Genomic DNA, 17,742 nt, shown 5'->3' on the forward strand with positions numbered 1-17,742 from the left:
AATATTATTTAAATGCTGTCACGATTAACAATGCCAAACTAGCAAACGCAGTTCCAAGACCAGCCCACTCTCCAGCACTCATTTTTTTTCTCTCAGGCTTCTCTGGAACAACAATTTGTGAATCTGGCTCAACCTTAGGATATGATCTAAAAAATAAAAATGAAGTTGTTACATCAGCTTTTCCATTTGGATAAATTATATATGCTTTTCTCTTCCATCCCTTACTATCTACACCACCAACAGAATTGATATAATATTTAAAACCTTTTCCACTTCTATATGGTATTTCGGAAGTCAACAATACATTTCCTGTCACTTTTACACCTTCATTATATACCGCTACATCTATCTCATCTCCAGGAAATAATGTAACATTCGAATAATGATTTTTATCCTTTACAATTTTTTCCCAATTCACAGGAATTGTTACGTATTTTAAATCTTCACTTAATTTTTTGCTTAATTTTTCTTTGATTGTATCACTTTTTGATAAATTTAGATCAACTCGTTCTAATTGTTCAATTTGTTCTTTTTTAATTGGTCGTTTGATTTTCATACCATCTAGATTAGCAATAGAAGTTAGTCCACCAGCTCTCATTACCACATTATAAACTGTTTCTTTCTTATTCGCTAAAACGTACTTACCTGGGTAACTTACTGCGCCAGTAATAGACACCATTTCAGGTTTTTCATAAACCGCCATTCTTCTTATATTAATAACATCGAATGGTTTTAAAACAAAGTTTTTTATTTGCTCATTATTATCTGCTGTAATTTCCAGTTCAACCAATTCAATGCGTTTAGGATCTGCGTCATCAATTTCATCAGATTTTACCATTCTGGCAATTTCAACTCTTTTAGAAGCTGAACCAGTTAAACCTCCTACCTGAACTACTAAGTCGTTAAGTGTTAAATTATCAAAGTATTCATATTCTCCTGGATTTTTTACTTCTCCATCTATGGTTACTTTATATTCTTCTCTAAAATCTAATATTGAGTAAACCGTTACAATATCTTCTCTTTTCAATTCAAGGTCGGCACTTAAATCCCCAGAAAGCGCTGCACTTAAATCTACATTTACAATTTCTGTTGTTAAATCTGTTTTTAAACGAATAATTCTTGCTCTTTTGGTATAAGCATCCTCTTTCAAGCCTTCTGCTCTTGTAATAAGATCAGAAATTCTCATTCCTTCAGTGTACGAATAATAATCTGGCCTAAAAACTGCACCTTCAATTTTGATACGATTTTCAAAACGGTTTAGAATTTTAGTAACTCGAAATACATCTCCGGATTGTGGTTGATAAGTAATATATTCACTCTCGTTTATATCATGAACCTTAAATTCTTTACCCGTTTTTTGCAAGACATTTACAGATGCAGTGTATGCAAATTCGTTAAATCCGGATGCAAAATTCAATAGATCAGAGAATTTTTCTCCTTTTTTCATTTCAAAAATCCCTGGACGCTTAACTTCCCCTTCAACTGTAACTCTTTGACTGTAAGCAGGAATTCTAATTACATCATTATCTTTTAAACTAACATTGTCAGATTGATCTCCCTTTACTAAAAAGCGGTAGATATCAATATTTCTATAAACTTTGTTATACCTAATTAATTCAATGTTTCTGTAACTTCCATTTTTCCCAGGTCCTCCAGCCAAATGCAATGCATTATAAACTGTTGCTAAAGAAGAGATAGAGTAGTTACCTGGCTGTTTACCTCCAACAACGGTAACTTTAATAGTACGAATACGTCCTAAACTTACACTTACTTGAGATTGTCCAGACGAAACTGTACTATATACTCTTGCTATAGCTGCCTTAATTTTTTGAGTAGCCGCTTCAATTGACATCCCTGACACAGAAATTTGTCCGACATAATCAATTGTAATTTTACCTTCAACACTAACAGGTATGCTTGCATTATATTCCTGAACTCCATATACACTCACTTGCAATTCATCTCCAGGCCCTAAAACATAGTTCATTGGTGTTGCTAATTTCAAATCTGGTTCAAAATTTAGCGTAGGATTATCAAACAATTCTGAGCCAAAAATTAAGGCATTAGCTGAATCTTTAACTTTTTCATTTTTAATTTCTTCCTGCTTTCTTCCTGAATCCTTGGTTCCTATTTTGGATTTATTATCTTTATCCTTTGCGTTCCCTTTAGAATTTTTCTTCTCAAATTCACTAAGTTTAATTCTCAGCTTATTAAATTCTGTTTGACTCATTCCTTTAGAAAGTGCCATAGATTCTACTTGATCAATAGTAGCATTATTACTTTTCAGCTGCGCACTTATTTTAGCCAAGTCATCATCCGATAAATAGTCAACTTTTATTGTACTTAAATCTTTCGATTTAAGAATATCTTGTGCATATCCATTAAAAGAGAACAATAAACTAAAAACCAGAATAAGAACGTATATTATTTTTTTCATATTTATTAATCTTAAAAGAACTAAGTTTTAATTAAAATTGTCTTTTTATGAATATTGTTTTTCATAGTATTCCTTATAAGAGCCAGATGTTACATTCTGCAGCCACTCTCCATTATTAAGATACCAATTTATAGTTTTTTCCAAACCTTGTTCAAAAGTTACAGATGGCTTCCATCCTAGCTCTTTATTTATTTTTGAAGCATCGATAGCATATCTTAAATCGTGACCAGGTCTGTCTTTAACGTAAGTAATCAAATTTTGGGATGTTCCGGGTTCTCTTTCTAATTTTTGATCCATAATCTTACATAATAATCTAACCAAATCAATGTTTTTCCATTCGTTAAATCCCCCAATATTATAAGTTTCGTGATTTTTCCCTTGGTGAAAAACTAAATCTATAGCAATTGCATGATCTTCTACAAACAACCAATCACGAGTGTAATTTCCGTCACCGTAAACTGGTAAAGGTTTATTATTAATAATATTATTTATAAAAAGAGGAATTAATTTTTCAGGAAAATGGTAGGAACCATAGTTATTAGAGCAGTTAGTTAAAACATATGGAAGACCATAAGTTTCGCCATAAGCTCTTACAAAATGATCTGAACTTGCTTTCGATGCTGAATATGGTGAATTTGGGTCATAAGGAGTTGTTTCTGTAAACAACCCTTCGGCACCTAGAGAGCCGTAAACTTCATCCGTGCTGATGTGATAAAATCTCTTCCCACCAAAATTTGCTTTCCACTGATTTTTTGCAGCGTTCAGTAAGTTCATTGTTCCAATAACATTTGTTTTTACAAATGCTAATGGATCTTCAATAGAACGATCTACATGAGATTCTGCAGCTAAGTGCAAAACTCCATCAAAATTATGTGTTACAAAAAGCTCATTGATGAAGACTTCATCGACTATATCACCTTTCACAAAAGTGTAATTGGATTTACTCTCAATATCTTTTATATTCTCTAGGTTCCCAGCATAAGTTAAGGCATCCAAATTAAAGATTTGATAATCTGGATATTTATTAACAAAATGTCTCACGACATGAGAACCAATAAAACCAGCACCGCCAGTTATAAGAATTTTTTTCATTTTAATTTTATTAATTTAATAAATCTGAATTTATTTTTTCCAATTCACTGTAGATATCTTTAACATCTTGTGAATTTTCTTTTTGCAAAATTAAATTAGCACTATCTGTATAAACAAAAATAGTGTTTTTTAATCCCAGAAAAGTTGTATGTTTCCCAGAACCAATAACCATATTACCGTTCTTATCAACTGGATGCCCCTTCAATATTAAATAATCATAAACTGATTCAAAAGAGCCTAAATCTGACCATGAAAAAGAAGCAGGAACCACTTTTATTTTTTTACTACGTTCCATAACAGCATAATCGATACTAATGGATGGAATTTGCATTGATAATTCTAAATCTAAAAATCCTTCTTTAGATGCTTCCCAAACTGCTTTTGATTTTTCGTAAACATCTGGCTGAAATTGTTTTAATTCATCTAGCAGTACTCCTGCCTTAAAACAAAACATGCCGCTATTCCATAAAAAATTACCTTTTGCAATAAATTCTTTTGCTGTTGTTTCATTAGGTTTTTCACGAAATGATACCACTTTATCACCTTTCGATTCAATATAACCATAACCTGTTTCCGGCTTTGTAGGTATAATTCCAAATGTTACTATGAAACCTTCGTTTGCTTTTGAAACTGCTTCTTGAATAGCATTGTTATAATCATCCATTTTATCAATAATATGATCAGAAGGAGTTATAATTAAAACGTCATCAGGATCTGATGCAAAAGCCGCAAATGCTATGGCAGCAGCTGTATTTCTTGGTGTAGCCTCAACAATATTCAAATACGTTGTATTGGTTTTATCCATTACTTTACCACTCAAATGATGGTTGTCAACATTTCCTACCACCATTACTTTATTTGCTAAATGACTATTGCGTTCAACAGTCATTTCAAACAAAGATTTATTTTCAAATATTTCTAAATATTGTTTAGGCTGACTTTTACGGGAAAGTGGCCATAATCTACTTCCTACTCCGCCAGTTAGAACTACATGTATAATTGAATTATTCTTTTCCATTTTTATTTTTAAAATTAAAAAGTTTCAAATGCTATAACCTATTATCAGCTATATCACCTAAAACTCCTTTTACGTCATATAATAAACTATTTGAATTTTGCAGTTCAACAAAATCTAATTCTAAAAATTCCTTATGAGAAACACCTAGAACTATCGCATCAAATTTATTATTGGGCATAGTGTTCAATGTTATTAAATTATATTCTTTTATTACATCATTTGCATTTGCCAGTGGATCATAAATTGTAACTAAAATTCCGTAATCTTTTAGAGCCTTCACTACGTCAACAATTTTAGTATTTCTAACGTCGGGGCAATTTTCCTTGAATGTTATTCCGAGCATCAATAATTCTGCGCCATTAACAGAAATACCTTTTTTTATCATCAACTTCACTATTTGTGAAGCTACATATTCACCCATGCTGTCATTTAAACGTCTTCCTGCCAAAATTATTTCGGGATGATAACCAAATTCCTGTGCTCTTTGTGCTAAATAATAAGGATCTACCCCAATACAATGTCCACCAACAAGACCTGGTTTGAAGGGTAAAAAATTCCATTTTGTTGAAGCTGCTTCTAAAACCTCTTGCGTGTCAATATTCATTAAATTGAATATTTTAGCTAATTCGTTTACAAAAGCAATATTAATGTCACGTTGCGAATTCTCAATAACTTTTGCTGCCTCTGCAACTTTAATTGATGGTGCTAGATGAGTTCCTGCAGTGATTACTGACTTATATAAAGCGTCAACTTTTAAACCTATTTCTGGAGTTGAACCTGATGTAACTTTTAAAATTTTTTCAACAGTATGTTCTTTATCACCAGGATTTATTCTCTCGGGAGAATATCCTGCAAAAAAGTCTTCATTAAATATTAAACCTGAACATTGTTCTAAAACGGGAACACATTGCTCTTCTGTAACTCCGGGATATACAGTTGATTCATATATAACTACATCTCCTTTTTTTAAGACTTTTCCAACTGTCTCGCTAGATCTGTATAAAGGAGTTAAATCCGGTCTGTTATTTTTATCTACAGGTGTGGGAACTGTAACTATATAATAATTACAATTTTCAATATCATTCAATGAAGTTGTACAGTATAAACCTTTTTCTTGATCCGGCTCAGCAACTAAGACATTTTGCAAAACATCATCTTCAACTTCTAAAGTTGTATCTGTCCCGGATTTTAAAGAATTTACTCTAGATTCATTTATATCAAAGCCAACAACTGAATATTTTGTAGCAAATAATCGAGCTAAAGGCAATCCTACGTAGCCTAAACCTATAACCGCAATTTTTACTTTCTTTTCTAATTCCATTTTTAAAATTTATTTAGGTCATTAAAATTCACGGCTTCGCCGTTCTGAGTCACAAATCTTTGACTCAGATACCTAAATTAATCATTTTCGGCAAATATAGTACAATAACTCTACTTTTTCAATACGGTTTCCCGTAATACTTAAAAAGTAATTGTTAATAAAAAACCCCCTAATTCCCAATACGTTATTAATCAGGGCGTAAATAATTACTTTATAAAAAAAACAGAAGAAAAAAATCTAAAAAAGATTCTCTCTTCTGTTAATTTTACTTGAATAACGCTATTATTTATATTTTATTTTCAAAACACACCCTAATGTTTCCAATACAAGAGTGTAATAACTATTTGATATTTCTTGTACAATTGCATTTTGATTACTAAATGCCCCTGATTCTAATTTGATTTTATCTCCTACCTGAATTGCCGAAACAGTTACATCACTAATATTAGGAGCTTTAAGACTCTTTTTTATAATTTCGATTTCCTGATCTTTCACTATGGCGGGTTTTCCCAGCCAAAATAGATACCTCACCACACCAGCGACTTGAAAGACTGAATTTCTATCAGAATCTGACAATTGAACAAAAACATAGGAATTAAAAAGTGGCAATTCAATCTTTTTCTTTCTATCTGACCATTGTTTAACTTGAGTAATTAAAGGACAATAGGTTTCAATTCCCAATTGGCTCAACTTGTCTGCAACTTTCTTTTCCCATTTAGGCTTTGTATAAACTACATACCAATTCATCTTTTTATATCTAAGGAAGTAAATTTTTACTACTTCACATTAATCACTTCAATTTTTACTTCACTGTTAAGAGCAGTTTACGAACCAATATTACTATAAACAAAACCGATTGACTCTAACTCTTTTCCATTCAAAATATTTCTCCCATCAAATATGAAAGCTGGTTTATGCATTGACTCATAGACCTTTTTCCAATCATAAGTCTTAAATTCATCCCATTCAGTTAAAATTGCAATGGCATGTGAATTCTCACACGCTTCATAAGCATTATCAAATACATTTACGGCATTTCCATTTTCTTCTTCTGACCTTGATTCCAAATAATTCAAATCAGCCAGCATTTTATTTCTCGAAACTTTCGGATCGTAAACTGAAATTTTAGCTTGCTCATTAATTAAGTCATCCGCAACATAAATTGCTGCAGATTCCCTCGTATCGTTTGTGTCTTTTTTGAAAGCCCACCCTAAAAAAGCAATTTTCTTGTCAGCTACTGTATTATATAATGTTTGAACAATTTTGTTTGAAAATCTTCTTTTCTGATGATCGTTCATAATAATTACTTGTTCCCAATAATCTGCAACTTCATTTAGCCCATATGATTTTGCTATATATACTAGATTCAAAATATCTTTCTGAAAACAAGACCCTCCAAAACCTACAGAAGCTTTCAGAAATTTTGGCCCAATTCTACTATCCATTCCAATTGCTTTAGCAACTTCATTAACATCTGCGCCTGTTTTTTCGCACAACTCAGACATTGCATTTATAGATGAAATTCTTTGTGCCAGAAATGCATTTGCAGTAAGCTTCGACAACTCTGACGACCAAACATTTGTTGTTAAAATATTCTCTACATCAACCCAATTTGAGTAGACATCAACAAGAGCATTAATTGCTTCTTGACCTTCTGGAGTTGTATCTCCTCCAATTAGAATTCTATCTGGATTTAACAAATCTGTAACCGCTGTTCCTTCTGCCAAAAATTCTGGATTAGACAAAATCTGGAATTGAACCCCATTTCCAGTATTATCTAAAATACTTTTAATTGCCTCAGCGGTTCTAACCGGTAAAGTTGATTTCTCAACTACAATTTTATTTTGTTTTGCTACTCTTGCAATTTGTCTAGCGCATAACTCGATATATTTTAAATCAGCCGCCATTCCTTTTCCTTTTCCGTAAGTCTTAGTTGGCGTATTTACAGAAATAAATATCATTTGAGCTTCGTCGATTGCTTTATCAACATCAGTAGAAAAAAACAAATTTCTTCCTCTTGCCTCTGCAACAATTTGAGAAAGTCCCGGCTCATAAATTGGAATATTCTCAGGATTTGGATCATTCCAGTCAGCGATTCTTTGTTCGTTTAAATCAACAACCGTAACTTGAATATCTGGACATTTTTGAGCAATAACTGCCATTGTTGGTCCGCCAACATATCCTGCACCTATGCAGCAAATTTTTGTAATTTTCATTTGATCTATTATTATCTTGATCTTTTATTTATTTTAAATTCTCCCAGTACCATACAACAGCCTCTTTCAATCCTGCCTGTAGTGAATATTTTGGATCATAACCTAATATACTTTTGGCCTTTTCGATACTAGCTAATGAATGAGGAATATCTCCTGCTCTATTTTCTCCGTATACAACTTGAACGTCATTTATTTTTGAATCAAATTCAGACAGATACTCTTTTAGATATTTCACTAAATCATTTAATGTATTTCTGTCCCCAAAAGCCGTATTGTAAACAGTATTTACAGCTTCTGGATTTGAACAAGTCATTGCAAGTTCATTCATCTGAATTACATTATCTATGTAGGTAAAATCACGCGAATAATTTCCATCTCCATTAATTACGGGACTTTCGTAATTCATAAATTGTTTTACAAATTTTGGAATAACAGCCGCATAAGCTCCGTTAGGATCTTGCTTTCTTCCAAAAACATTAAAATAACGAAGACCGATTGTTTCTAACCCATATGTTTTACTGAAAATTTCAGCATATAATTCATTTACATATTTAGTTATAGCATACGGCGACAAAGGTTTTCCTATTACCTCTTCTACTTTAGGAAGTCCTTGTGAATCTCCATACGTTGAAGAACTCGCCGCATAAACGAAACGTTTTACTTTAGCATCTCGAGCCGCGGTAAGCATGTTTAAGAAACCTGAAACATTTACATCGTTTGTAGTGATAGGATCTTTTATTGATCTAGGAACAGAACCTAGAGCTGCTTGATGTAAAACATAATCTACTCCCTCAACTGCCAAAACACAATCATCTAGATTTCGAATATCGCCTTCTATTAATTTAAAGTCAGGATTATTTAAAAAATCTTTTAAGTTATGTCGATGCCCGGTAGAAAAATTATCTAAACAAATTACTTTATGTCCTAATCCCAAGAAATATTCAGTCAAATTAGAGCCAATAAATCCAGCTCCTCCAGTAATTAAAATTATATTTTTAGGTGCGTTTTCCATTTTTTTTTTAAATTAACTTCTTTTAAATCTATTTAAAAGTGTTCTCCAAAATCCTAACTTAACTTCTTCTTCATGATAACCATTTGCATACGCACCATATCCATACCCATAACCGTAAGCTGCACCATATTTAGCTTTATTTTCATAGCCATTTAGAACAATACTTACATTATTTAACTCACCACGCTTAATTCTGTTATTCAATAACATTATCATTTCTTTTTTGGTATAATTTTGTCTTACAATATATAGTGTAACGTCTGCAAATTGAACTAATTCTAAAGAATCTGCTACTAGACCAACTGGCGGTGTATCCAAAATTATATAATCATATTTCTCTTTTAATTCATCAATTAACTCTTTCATCGCATCACTTAAAATAAGCTCAGATGGATTTGGAGGAATAGGACCAGAAAGAATTACATCTAAATTTGGAATTTGAGTTGAATTCGTAATTTCTTCTAAGGTATTTTGCTTAATTAAATAATTAACAACCCCCAAAGGTGTCGTCAATTGAAACTCATCTGCCAATCTAGGTTTTCTTAAATCTAAACCAACTATAACCGTTTTCTTTTCACTTAATGCAAAAACTGTTGCAATATTTATCGAGCAAAATGTTTTTCCCTCCCCGCTGATTGAAGAAGTAATCATTAATGTTTTTGACCCGCTGACCTGCTGTTTTTTGTATAAAAACTGAAGTGAAGAGCGTATCCCTCTAAAAGCCTCGGAAAGAGCAGACTTTGGTTTATCAAAAACTGCAAGACTTCTTAAATCTTTATTTACGCCAATTACTCCAAGCAAAGGTATTTGAGTCAATTTGCTTATATCATCGGTATTCTGAATAGAATTATTTATAAAGAAAATTGCAAAGACAAACAATAAAGGTATCAAAGTACCTAAAAATAAAGCTAATACATAATTGGCTGAAGTTTTCGGACCAATTAAACCATCTCCAATATCTTTGGCCGGATCTATAAAATGAATATCTGATAGATTAGATGCTTTTACAATTTCAGCTTCGTTTCTTTTTTGCAGAAACTCAGTATAAATATTATCGTTTAAATCATATTTTCTCTTGATTTTTAACAACTCTTGCTGCTCTCCAGGAAGTTTTCGAACTGTGCTTTCCGCCTGTCCAATTTTTGCATTTACTAAAGATAAATCATAAAGAAGAGACGTTTTTGCTGTTGCAATATTTTCTTGAAGAACATTTTTTACAGCTGCCATTTGATTGTCAAAATCTTTAAAGATTTTTTCGCTTTTTACAGCATAAGCCATTTCAGATCTTTGAGTTGAAAGTGCTATTAATTTTGAAACGCTTGCAACGATGTTTGGATCCTCAATTCCTGCTACTGAGGGCGCTGGCAGTCTTGAATAATCATTACTACTGTTTAAATAAGATTTCAATGAATTGTAATATGCAATTTTTCGAGTTACTTCATCTTTTTGAACATCAAAATTCATTATTTTATCAGAAACTCTAGACCCGCCATCTTCTATTTGAAAGATATTTTTATCTTTTTGAAAAGATTTTAATTCGTTGCCCGTTTGCTTCAGCTGTGATTCCATGGCAACCAAAGTACTGTCAATAAACCTGATAGTATTTGTTGCAAATTGGTTTTTACCATCTAACTGTATTTTGATAAGCATCTTTACAGTTGAGTTCAAGTAATCAACCATCCTTGCTTTATTTGTCCCCTGCATTGATAACGTCAGCAATGAGCCGCTTCCTTTATCCCCTTCAACGTTTATACCTCTATATCTAGAAACGGTACCGTCAAAATCATTAAATCTGACGAAATACTCTTTTCCTTTGTAAAAGCCTGGATTGTCTTTTATTTCAAGTTTCCAATTTAAAAAAGGCAGACTTACACTTTCCCCAACTTTATATTTTTTTGAAAAATTTCCTAGTTGTACAGATGTATTAGTATAATTGTTAGTCGAGTAATTTATCAATGAAACAGAATTATTTTCGAAAGGAATTTCAATCTGATATTCACTTTCACTTATAAATTTTACTGCTATTAATGTATTTGCTATCTGTCCTTTTGATTTATCTATATTTATATAAAACGGAACGGCCCCGTAGGAGTCAATTAAATTATATTTCCCTTGCTCTAAATAATCAATATAAAACTGAAGTTTATCAACAACTAGTTCGTTGTGGGATCGTGATTTTAAAATTGTAGAAATTCCATTTACTTGATCTGAAATCCCTCCCCAATTAAAAACCAGACTCGTATTAGAAGTAAAAAATGGATTGCTCTCTTCTTTGATAGAAATCATAGTCTGCATTCCGTAAATTTTTTCTTTACGAATGTTTACCTGATACGCAATTGTAAAAGCTATTATTAAACTAATTAAAAACCATTTCCAGTAACTGACAATTTTCAACAACAGCCCCTTAAAATCAAAATTGGAATGATTTTCAAAAATGGAAAAATCTTTAATATCTAACATTTTCTAAATCTGTTTAATTTTTAATAATGAGATAAACTGTTGTTGCCAAAGATAATAATGTAATGATAGTACCAATAGACTGAATACCAGTTTGACCTGTCCCCCATGTTTTCTGCCTCAATGGTTTTACATAAATGTAATCGTTTGGCTGTAGATAATAATAAGGGGATTTCATTACATTAACATCGGTAAGATCAATATTATTCATTTGAACACCAGTTGGAGATTGGCGAATAATTGTTACCGCCTTTCTATTACCAACTGTAGTAATATCTCCAGCATTTGCAATTGCCTCTAAAATTGTAACATTATCTTTAAATAAAGTTTTGGTTCCAGTAATTGCTACCTCTCCATTGATCGTATATCTAAAACCTGCCAGCTTTACAGTTACAAAAATATTAGCTTCGTTTTTAAAATATTCTTCTAGTAGTTTTTTTTCAATTTTAACTCGAACCTCCTCAAGAGTATAACCAATTACATTTATCTCTCCTAAAATTGGCATTCTTATATTTCCATGGTCATCAACTGTAAATCCGTCAAAGTAAAGACTTGCTTCTGACTTAGTACTTTGCGATCCTTCTGTACTTGCAGTATTAAAAATAGAAACCAGTTTTGGGTCAATTGCTTTTATATTTATACTTAAAACATCGTTAACTTGTAATCTATAAGGTTTTGATTCTACAGCGGCAATGGAATTTTGCTCACTTGAAGTACTTTTATCCTGAAGATAAACTAAATCTTTAATCGGAATACATGATGTAAATAATACCGAGATTAATAAAAATAGATAAAAGCTGTTTTTTGTCATTGGTTTAATTTTATCGCAAATATAGTTTTTCCATGAATCTTGGAAAATATATATTTTTATTTGGGGTTCTTGTTAATTATTTTTAAATGTTTTTTCAAAAGGAACTCTATGCAAAATACTTCTTCCTAATGTTACTTCATCTGCATATTCTAATTCATCGCCAACAGATATTCCTCTTGCAATGGTTGATATTACAATATTTGAATCTCCAATCTGCTTATATATATAGAAATTTGTAGTATCTCCTTCCATTGTTGAGCTTAGCGCAAAAATAATCTCAATCACTTTCCCAGATTTTACTTTATCAACCAAAGTCGAAATATTCAGCTGATTTGGTCCTACTCCTTCAATTGGTGATATCTTTCCTCCCAAAACATGGTAAATACCTTTAAATTGTCCTGTATTTTCAATCGCCATTACATCTCGAATATCTTCAACCACACAGATTGTCTCATGATTTCTGAGGACATTGGCGCATATATCACACGTTTTAGTATCTGAAATGTTATGACAGCTTTCGCAAAATTTAATATCCTCCCGCATATTTAACAATGCTTGAGATAAAAAAGACGTCTGTTCCTTAGGCTGTTTTAACAGATGCAACACCAATCGAAGTGCTGTTCTCTTACCAATACCAGGCAATTGCGACATTTCGCTGACCGCTTTTTCGATTAATTTTGATGAAAATTCCATGACGACAAAAGTAATACTTTTAATGGTTAAGCGAGCATTGGCGTAATTAAATTCAACACTCTTAAGTATTGATTTCAATCAAAAAATAAGATTTAAAATTCTATTAAAATCTCACAGCACAACAACTTCTTTTAACCATTTTTAAAATCAGATTAAAAGGTTTTTTTTTAATATTGACTTGTAGCCAACAAAACTAAAGTACAAGCTACTTCAACCTGAATATCATTTAATTCTAATAACTGATACAATTCTGGATTTTCGGTACCCGGATTAAAAATAACCCTTTTAGGTTTTGCTTCGATAATGTAATTATAATAATCTCTTTGACGTCCAGGATTTAGATACAGAGTTATCGTATCGATATTTTTAACTGGTATTGCTTTAGTTTGAATTTTTACTCCCGCAACTTCTCCAACTTTTTGCCCTATCGCCAAAACTGAATGTCCTTTTCCAACCAACATATTTACAGCTCTATAAGAATAACGCTCTGGATTTGTTGATGCACCTATAACTAATGTTTTTTTACTTTTCATTATTTTAATTTAGAAATGCAAAAGTAATCAAAAAGAACGATTTAATCTTTATGTATTTGATTCATAATCTGTAGCAATTAAAACATTATCCTAACATTATTTCAATCAAAAAACATTAAAAAATAACTACTTTTACTTTATTAACCCAAACCAATATGGAATTATTCATTTATTTATTTGCTGCTTTATTCTCTGTCCTAAACCCAATTGGAACTGTACCCATTTTTGTCGGCCTTACTCAACATGACTCACAAAAAGAACGCTCCCGAATCTCTCTTTGGACTGCCATTAATGTTTTTATAATATTATTAGTTTCCTATTTCATTGGTCAATATGTATTGACTTTTTTTGGAATCAGTATTGATGCTTTAAGAATTGCCGGCGGAATTGTTATTGTAAACTCTGGTTTTTCGCTGCTCTCAGGAAAATTCAATAAAAAACGAGGAATCAATAAAAAAATTGAAAATGAAGCACAACAAAGAAATGACATTGCTCTAACGCCTTTAGCAATTCCAATGCTTGCTGGCCCAGGATCTATGTCACTTTTAATTGCTTTTTATCAAGAACATCATGAAATACACGAAATAATAATTTCATCATTGGCCATTTTAGCAATTGCAGTCTCAATTTTTGTAATTCTAAAAAGTGCTCATTATTTAGCCAGAATTTTAGGAGCTTCTGGAATTGTTGCTATTTCTAGAATTGTGGGTTTTATAGTTATTTCTATCGGAATTCAATATATTGTTAGTTCAATAGTAAATATCATCAAAGGAAATTTGATGTAAAATAATTAATAAACAAAAAAGGGATAAATCACAATTTTTTATGATTTATCCCTTTTTTATTTACGACATTTTATATCTCTAACTTCTAGGCAAGAAAACTTCAGCCATCATGCATCTTGCACTTCCACCGCCGCAAGCCTCAATTGTATCAAGACTTGAACTTAAAATTTCGGCATGATTTTCTAATTGAGCAATTTGCTTAGAAGTTAAACTTTGATGCGCCGACGCACTCATGACAATATAGCGCTTATCATCGTTTCCTCTAACTTCTAACATATTTCCAGCAAAATTATTTACTTGAGCTTCGGTTATTAAAATGATTTCTTTTTGATCTTGTTTAAGATTATCCAAAACCATTTTACGTTCTTTTTTATCATCAATAGAATCGGCACAAATAACAGCAAAAGTTTCACCCAAACACATCATTACATTCGTATGATAAATAAGTTTACGCTCTCCATCAACTGTTTGAAAAGCTTCAAAAATAACTGGAGCATAATCAAAATCTTCACAGAATTCTATAAATAACTCTTCGTCTGCTCTTGGAGATAATGCACAGTAAGCTTTTCCGTTTGCTCTATCCAACAATAAACTTCCTGTTCCTTCTAAGAAAATACCATCTTCTTCTGCAGAAGTATAATCCATTATATTAGTAATCTCAAATCCTTTTTCTTCTAAAGTATCTAAAATGTCTTCGCGACGTTCTTGACGGCGATTTTCAGCAAACATTGGATAAAGGGCAACATCACCATTTTCATGAAACGAAACCCAATTGTTTGGAAAAATACTATCTGGAGTATCGGTTTCCAAACTATCCTCTATAACCGTAACATCCACACCAACAGCTCTCAGTTTTTCAACGAAAGCATCAAATTCTTGCTGGGCTTTAGCATTTACAGTACTTGGCAATAATCCGTCTAGTACTTTTTGGTAATAATTATTTACAGCCGTCTGCTCATTCATTCTAAAAGCAACTGGACGAATCATTACGATTGCATTTGTTGTTTGTCTCATTTTATTTATTTTTTGTTTCAGGTTTCAAGTTTTTATCGTTAAATCTGAAACTTAAAACTTATTTTCTAGTCTCTAATTAATGGAAGGGTTGAGCATCTCAATAAACCTTCTTGCTTTGCAATTTCAGCATACGGAATTTCTTCTACAGTAAATCCGTTTGAACGAAGCCAATTATTTAATCGGGTAAAATTTTTCTCAGAAACCACTACATCTTTATCAATCGAAAATACATTTGAAAACATATTATACATTTCTTCTCTCTCGATATGAAATAAATTTTCTTTCCCAAATAAATTTACCAAATACAAATAATCTGCTTCTTCACGAAAACCTCTCTTGTAGATTATTCCTTTGTCTTTTCCAACCGGCTGAAAACAGCAGTCTAAGTGTAATGCATTGTCGCGGGCTTCTAATTTGGATTTAACCAGATCAAATTCTTTTACAATTTTATTCGGAAACAATTCTTTTAGAAAATTGACACCATGCATATTTGTTCTTGCAGTTATATAATCTTTGTAATCGCTTCCTTTATAAGTACCAATAAAGACATGATCATTCCAAAGCATAACGTCACCACCTTCAATATGAACTTCTTCTGGTGGTCGTACGACTTTTAAAGGATCTATTTGATCAATTACGTATTGAATTGCATCCAATTCACGTTCGCGATCTGGTAAAATATTAGATTTAATAAAAATATCATCAATTACAAATCCAATATCTCTTGCAAAAATCTGATTGTAGTTTTCTATCAATTCGGGGCGATAAACAGTTACATCATACTTTTGAAACACAGCATTAAAAGCATCCATTTCAGCAACCATATCTTTTTCGATAGGATATGTTCCTGCCTTAATATGTTCCAATGATTTAGGATCGTAGGCTTCATCTAATGATGGAGTTGGCCCATTATGAACGGCAGAACCCAAAACTACAGCGCGCAGTCTTGACGTTTCGTTCTTTACATTTAATTGCAACATAACTTTATTATATTTTGGACAAAGATAAAAAAAGCTTCACAGTTAAGTGAAGCTTTAGTTTTTTATTTATTCGACTTAAAGTCTCTTAAAGGATGTCCTGTATAAACTTGTCTTGGTCTTCCAATTGGCTCCTTGTTTTCACGCATTTCTTTCCATTGTGCGATCCAGCCTGGTAATCTTCCAATTGCGAACATAACAGTAAACATATCCGTTGGAATTCCTAATGCTCTGTAAATAATTCCAGAGTAGAAATCAACGTTTGGATATAAGTTTCTCGATTTGAAGTAATCATCTTCAAGAGCTGCTGCTTCTAATTTTTTAGCAATTTCTAAAATCGGATCTTCAACACCTAAAGTTTCTAATACTTCCTTAGCTGCTTTTTTGATGATTTTTGCTCTTGGATCAAAGTTTTTATAAACTCTGTGACCGAATCCCATTAAACGGAATGGGTCATTTTTGTCTTTTGCTTTCGCCAAAAATTTATCCGTATCACCTCCGTCTTTGTTAATTTCTTCTAACATTTCAAGAACTGCCTGATTTGCTCCACCATGAAGAGGCCCCCACAGTGCAGAAACTCCTGCAGAAATTGAAGCAAATAATCCAGCGTGAGAAGAACCTACCATTCTTACCGTAGACGTAGAGCAGTTTTGTTCGTGATCTGCATGAAGAATAAATAATTTATCTAAAGCATCCACAACTACAGGATTAGCTGCGTAAGGTCCAGTTGGTAATTTAAACATTAACTGCATGAAATTATCAACATAACCAGTTGTGTTATCATAATAATTCAATGGATACCCCATAGATTTTCTATATGTCCATGTAGCAATTACAAGAAATTTACCCATTGTTTTACAAATGGCTTCGTACATTTCTTTTTCGTTATCAACATTTACAGCTTTAGGATTAAATGCTGTTAAAGCACTTGTTAAAGCAGATAAAACGCCCATTGGGTGAGCTGTTTTTGGAAAACCATCTATGATATTTTTCATCTCTTCGTTTACCAAAGTATGTTTTTTAATACCATTTTCAAACTGCTCTAATTCTTGAGCTGTTGGTAATTCTCCAAAAATCAAAAGATAAGACACTTCTAAAAAGTTAGCTTTTTCTGCCAAATCTTCGATTGAATATCCTCTGTAACGTAAAATTCCTAATTCTCCATCAAGGAAAGTGATTTCGCTTTTACAAGATCCAGAATTTTTATAACCTGGGTCAATTGTAATAAAACCAGTTAAATCACGTAATTTGTTAATATCGATAGCTGATTCGTTTTCACTTCCTGTGATTACCGGAAGTTCAATCTTTTTACCATCTATTTCTAATGTAGCTATTTTTGACATAATATTTTGGAAATAATTCTTTAAATAATAATT

General features: G+C 32.0%; 15 protein-coding genes. 1 reads left to right on the top strand and 14 read right to left on the bottom strand.

What is annotated here, in order from left to right:
• Positions 1–4: 4 nt before the first annotated feature.
• From HYN86_RS01745 to HYN86_RS01795, 11 genes are all read right to left on the bottom strand, one after another.
• Positions 5–2,437, bottom strand: a complete 2,433-nt coding sequence (locus HYN86_RS01745) for an SLBB domain-containing protein (RefSeq protein ID WP_113676518.1) — start codon at positions 2,435–2,437, stop codon at positions 5–7.
• Between the two features lie 45 nt (positions 2,438–2,482).
• A complete protein-coding gene (rfbB, locus tag HYN86_RS01750) occupies positions 2,483–3,529 on the bottom strand; it encodes a dTDP-glucose 4,6-dehydratase (RefSeq protein WP_113676519.1) in 1,047 nt (348 codons plus the stop codon).
• A 10-nt stretch (positions 3,530–3,539) separates the two neighbouring features.
• Positions 3,540–4,547 carry a mannose-1-phosphate guanylyltransferase gene (locus tag HYN86_RS01755; RefSeq protein ID WP_113676520.1) on the bottom strand — a complete coding sequence of 336 codons (1,008 nt, stop codon included), beginning with the start codon at positions 4,545–4,547 and terminating at the stop codon, positions 3,540–3,542.
• Positions 4,548–4,578: 31 nt separating this feature from the next.
• Positions 4,579–5,868, bottom strand: a complete 1,290-nt coding sequence (locus HYN86_RS01760; RefSeq protein WP_113676521.1) for a nucleotide sugar dehydrogenase — start codon at positions 5,866–5,868, stop codon at positions 4,579–4,581.
• Between the two features lie 282 nt (positions 5,869–6,150).
• Positions 6,151–6,615 (bottom strand): UpxY family transcription antiterminator, encoded by a 465-nt coding sequence (locus HYN86_RS01765; RefSeq protein ID WP_113676522.1) that lies wholly within the window; start codon positions 6,613–6,615, stop codon positions 6,151–6,153.
• Between the two features lie 77 nt (positions 6,616–6,692).
• On the bottom strand, positions 6,693–8,084 hold the full coding sequence (locus HYN86_RS01770; protein ID WP_113676523.1) for a UDP-glucose 6-dehydrogenase: 1,392 nt from the start codon (positions 8,082–8,084) through the stop codon (positions 6,693–6,695).
• Positions 8,085–8,112: 28 nt separating this feature from the next.
• Entirely contained in the window at positions 8,113–9,096 is a 984-nt protein-coding gene (locus tag HYN86_RS01775) for an SDR family oxidoreductase (RefSeq protein ID WP_113676524.1), read from the bottom strand.
• A 12-nt stretch (positions 9,097–9,108) separates the two neighbouring features.
• Positions 9,109–11,556: a polysaccharide biosynthesis tyrosine autokinase gene (locus HYN86_RS01780; RefSeq protein WP_113676525.1), complete on the bottom strand. Its 2,448-nt coding sequence runs from the start codon at positions 11,554–11,556 to the stop codon at positions 9,109–9,111.
• 13 nt (positions 11,557–11,569) lie between these two features.
• Positions 11,570–12,364: a polysaccharide biosynthesis/export family protein gene (locus tag HYN86_RS01785; RefSeq protein WP_113676526.1), complete on the bottom strand. Its 795-nt coding sequence runs from the start codon at positions 12,362–12,364 to the stop codon at positions 11,570–11,572.
• A 72-nt stretch (positions 12,365–12,436) separates the two neighbouring features.
• Positions 12,437–13,057, bottom strand: coding sequence for a recombination mediator RecR (gene recR / locus HYN86_RS01790; RefSeq protein ID WP_113676527.1), 621 nt, complete (start codon positions 13,055–13,057; stop codon positions 12,437–12,439).
• A 167-nt stretch (positions 13,058–13,224) separates the two neighbouring features.
• Positions 13,225–13,590: a CoA-binding protein gene (locus HYN86_RS01795; RefSeq protein ID WP_113676528.1), complete on the bottom strand. Its 366-nt coding sequence runs from the start codon at positions 13,588–13,590 to the stop codon at positions 13,225–13,227.
• 155 nt (positions 13,591–13,745) lie between these two features.
• On the opposite strand from HYN86_RS01795, the gene HYN86_RS01800 reads away from it, so the two are divergent.
• Positions 13,746–14,375: a MarC family NAAT transporter gene (locus HYN86_RS01800; RefSeq protein ID WP_113676529.1), complete on the top strand. Its 630-nt coding sequence runs from the start codon at positions 13,746–13,748 to the stop codon at positions 14,373–14,375.
• 78 nt (positions 14,376–14,453) lie between these two features.
• Here HYN86_RS01800 and ctlX read toward each other — a convergent pair whose 3' ends face one another.
• From ctlX to HYN86_RS01815, 3 genes are all read right to left on the bottom strand, one after another.
• Complete coding sequence (gene ctlX, locus HYN86_RS01805) at positions 14,454–15,389, bottom strand: citrulline utilization hydrolase CtlX (protein ID WP_113676530.1); 936 nt, start codon at positions 15,387–15,389, stop codon at positions 14,454–14,456.
• 65 nt (positions 15,390–15,454) lie between these two features.
• Positions 15,455–16,369, bottom strand: a complete 915-nt coding sequence (locus HYN86_RS01810; RefSeq protein WP_113676531.1) for a dimethylarginine dimethylaminohydrolase family protein — start codon at positions 16,367–16,369, stop codon at positions 15,455–15,457.
• Positions 16,370–16,431: 62 nt separating this feature from the next.
• Positions 16,432–17,709 (bottom strand): citrate synthase, encoded by a 1,278-nt coding sequence (locus HYN86_RS01815; RefSeq protein ID WP_113676532.1) that lies wholly within the window; start codon positions 17,707–17,709, stop codon positions 16,432–16,434.
• Between the last annotated feature and the right edge of the window lie 33 nt (positions 17,710–17,742).

The sequence above is a fragment of the Flavobacterium fluviale genome (genome assembly GCF_003312915.1).
Taxonomy (GTDB): Bacteria; Bacteroidota; Bacteroidia; order Flavobacteriales; family Flavobacteriaceae; genus Flavobacterium; species Flavobacterium fluviale.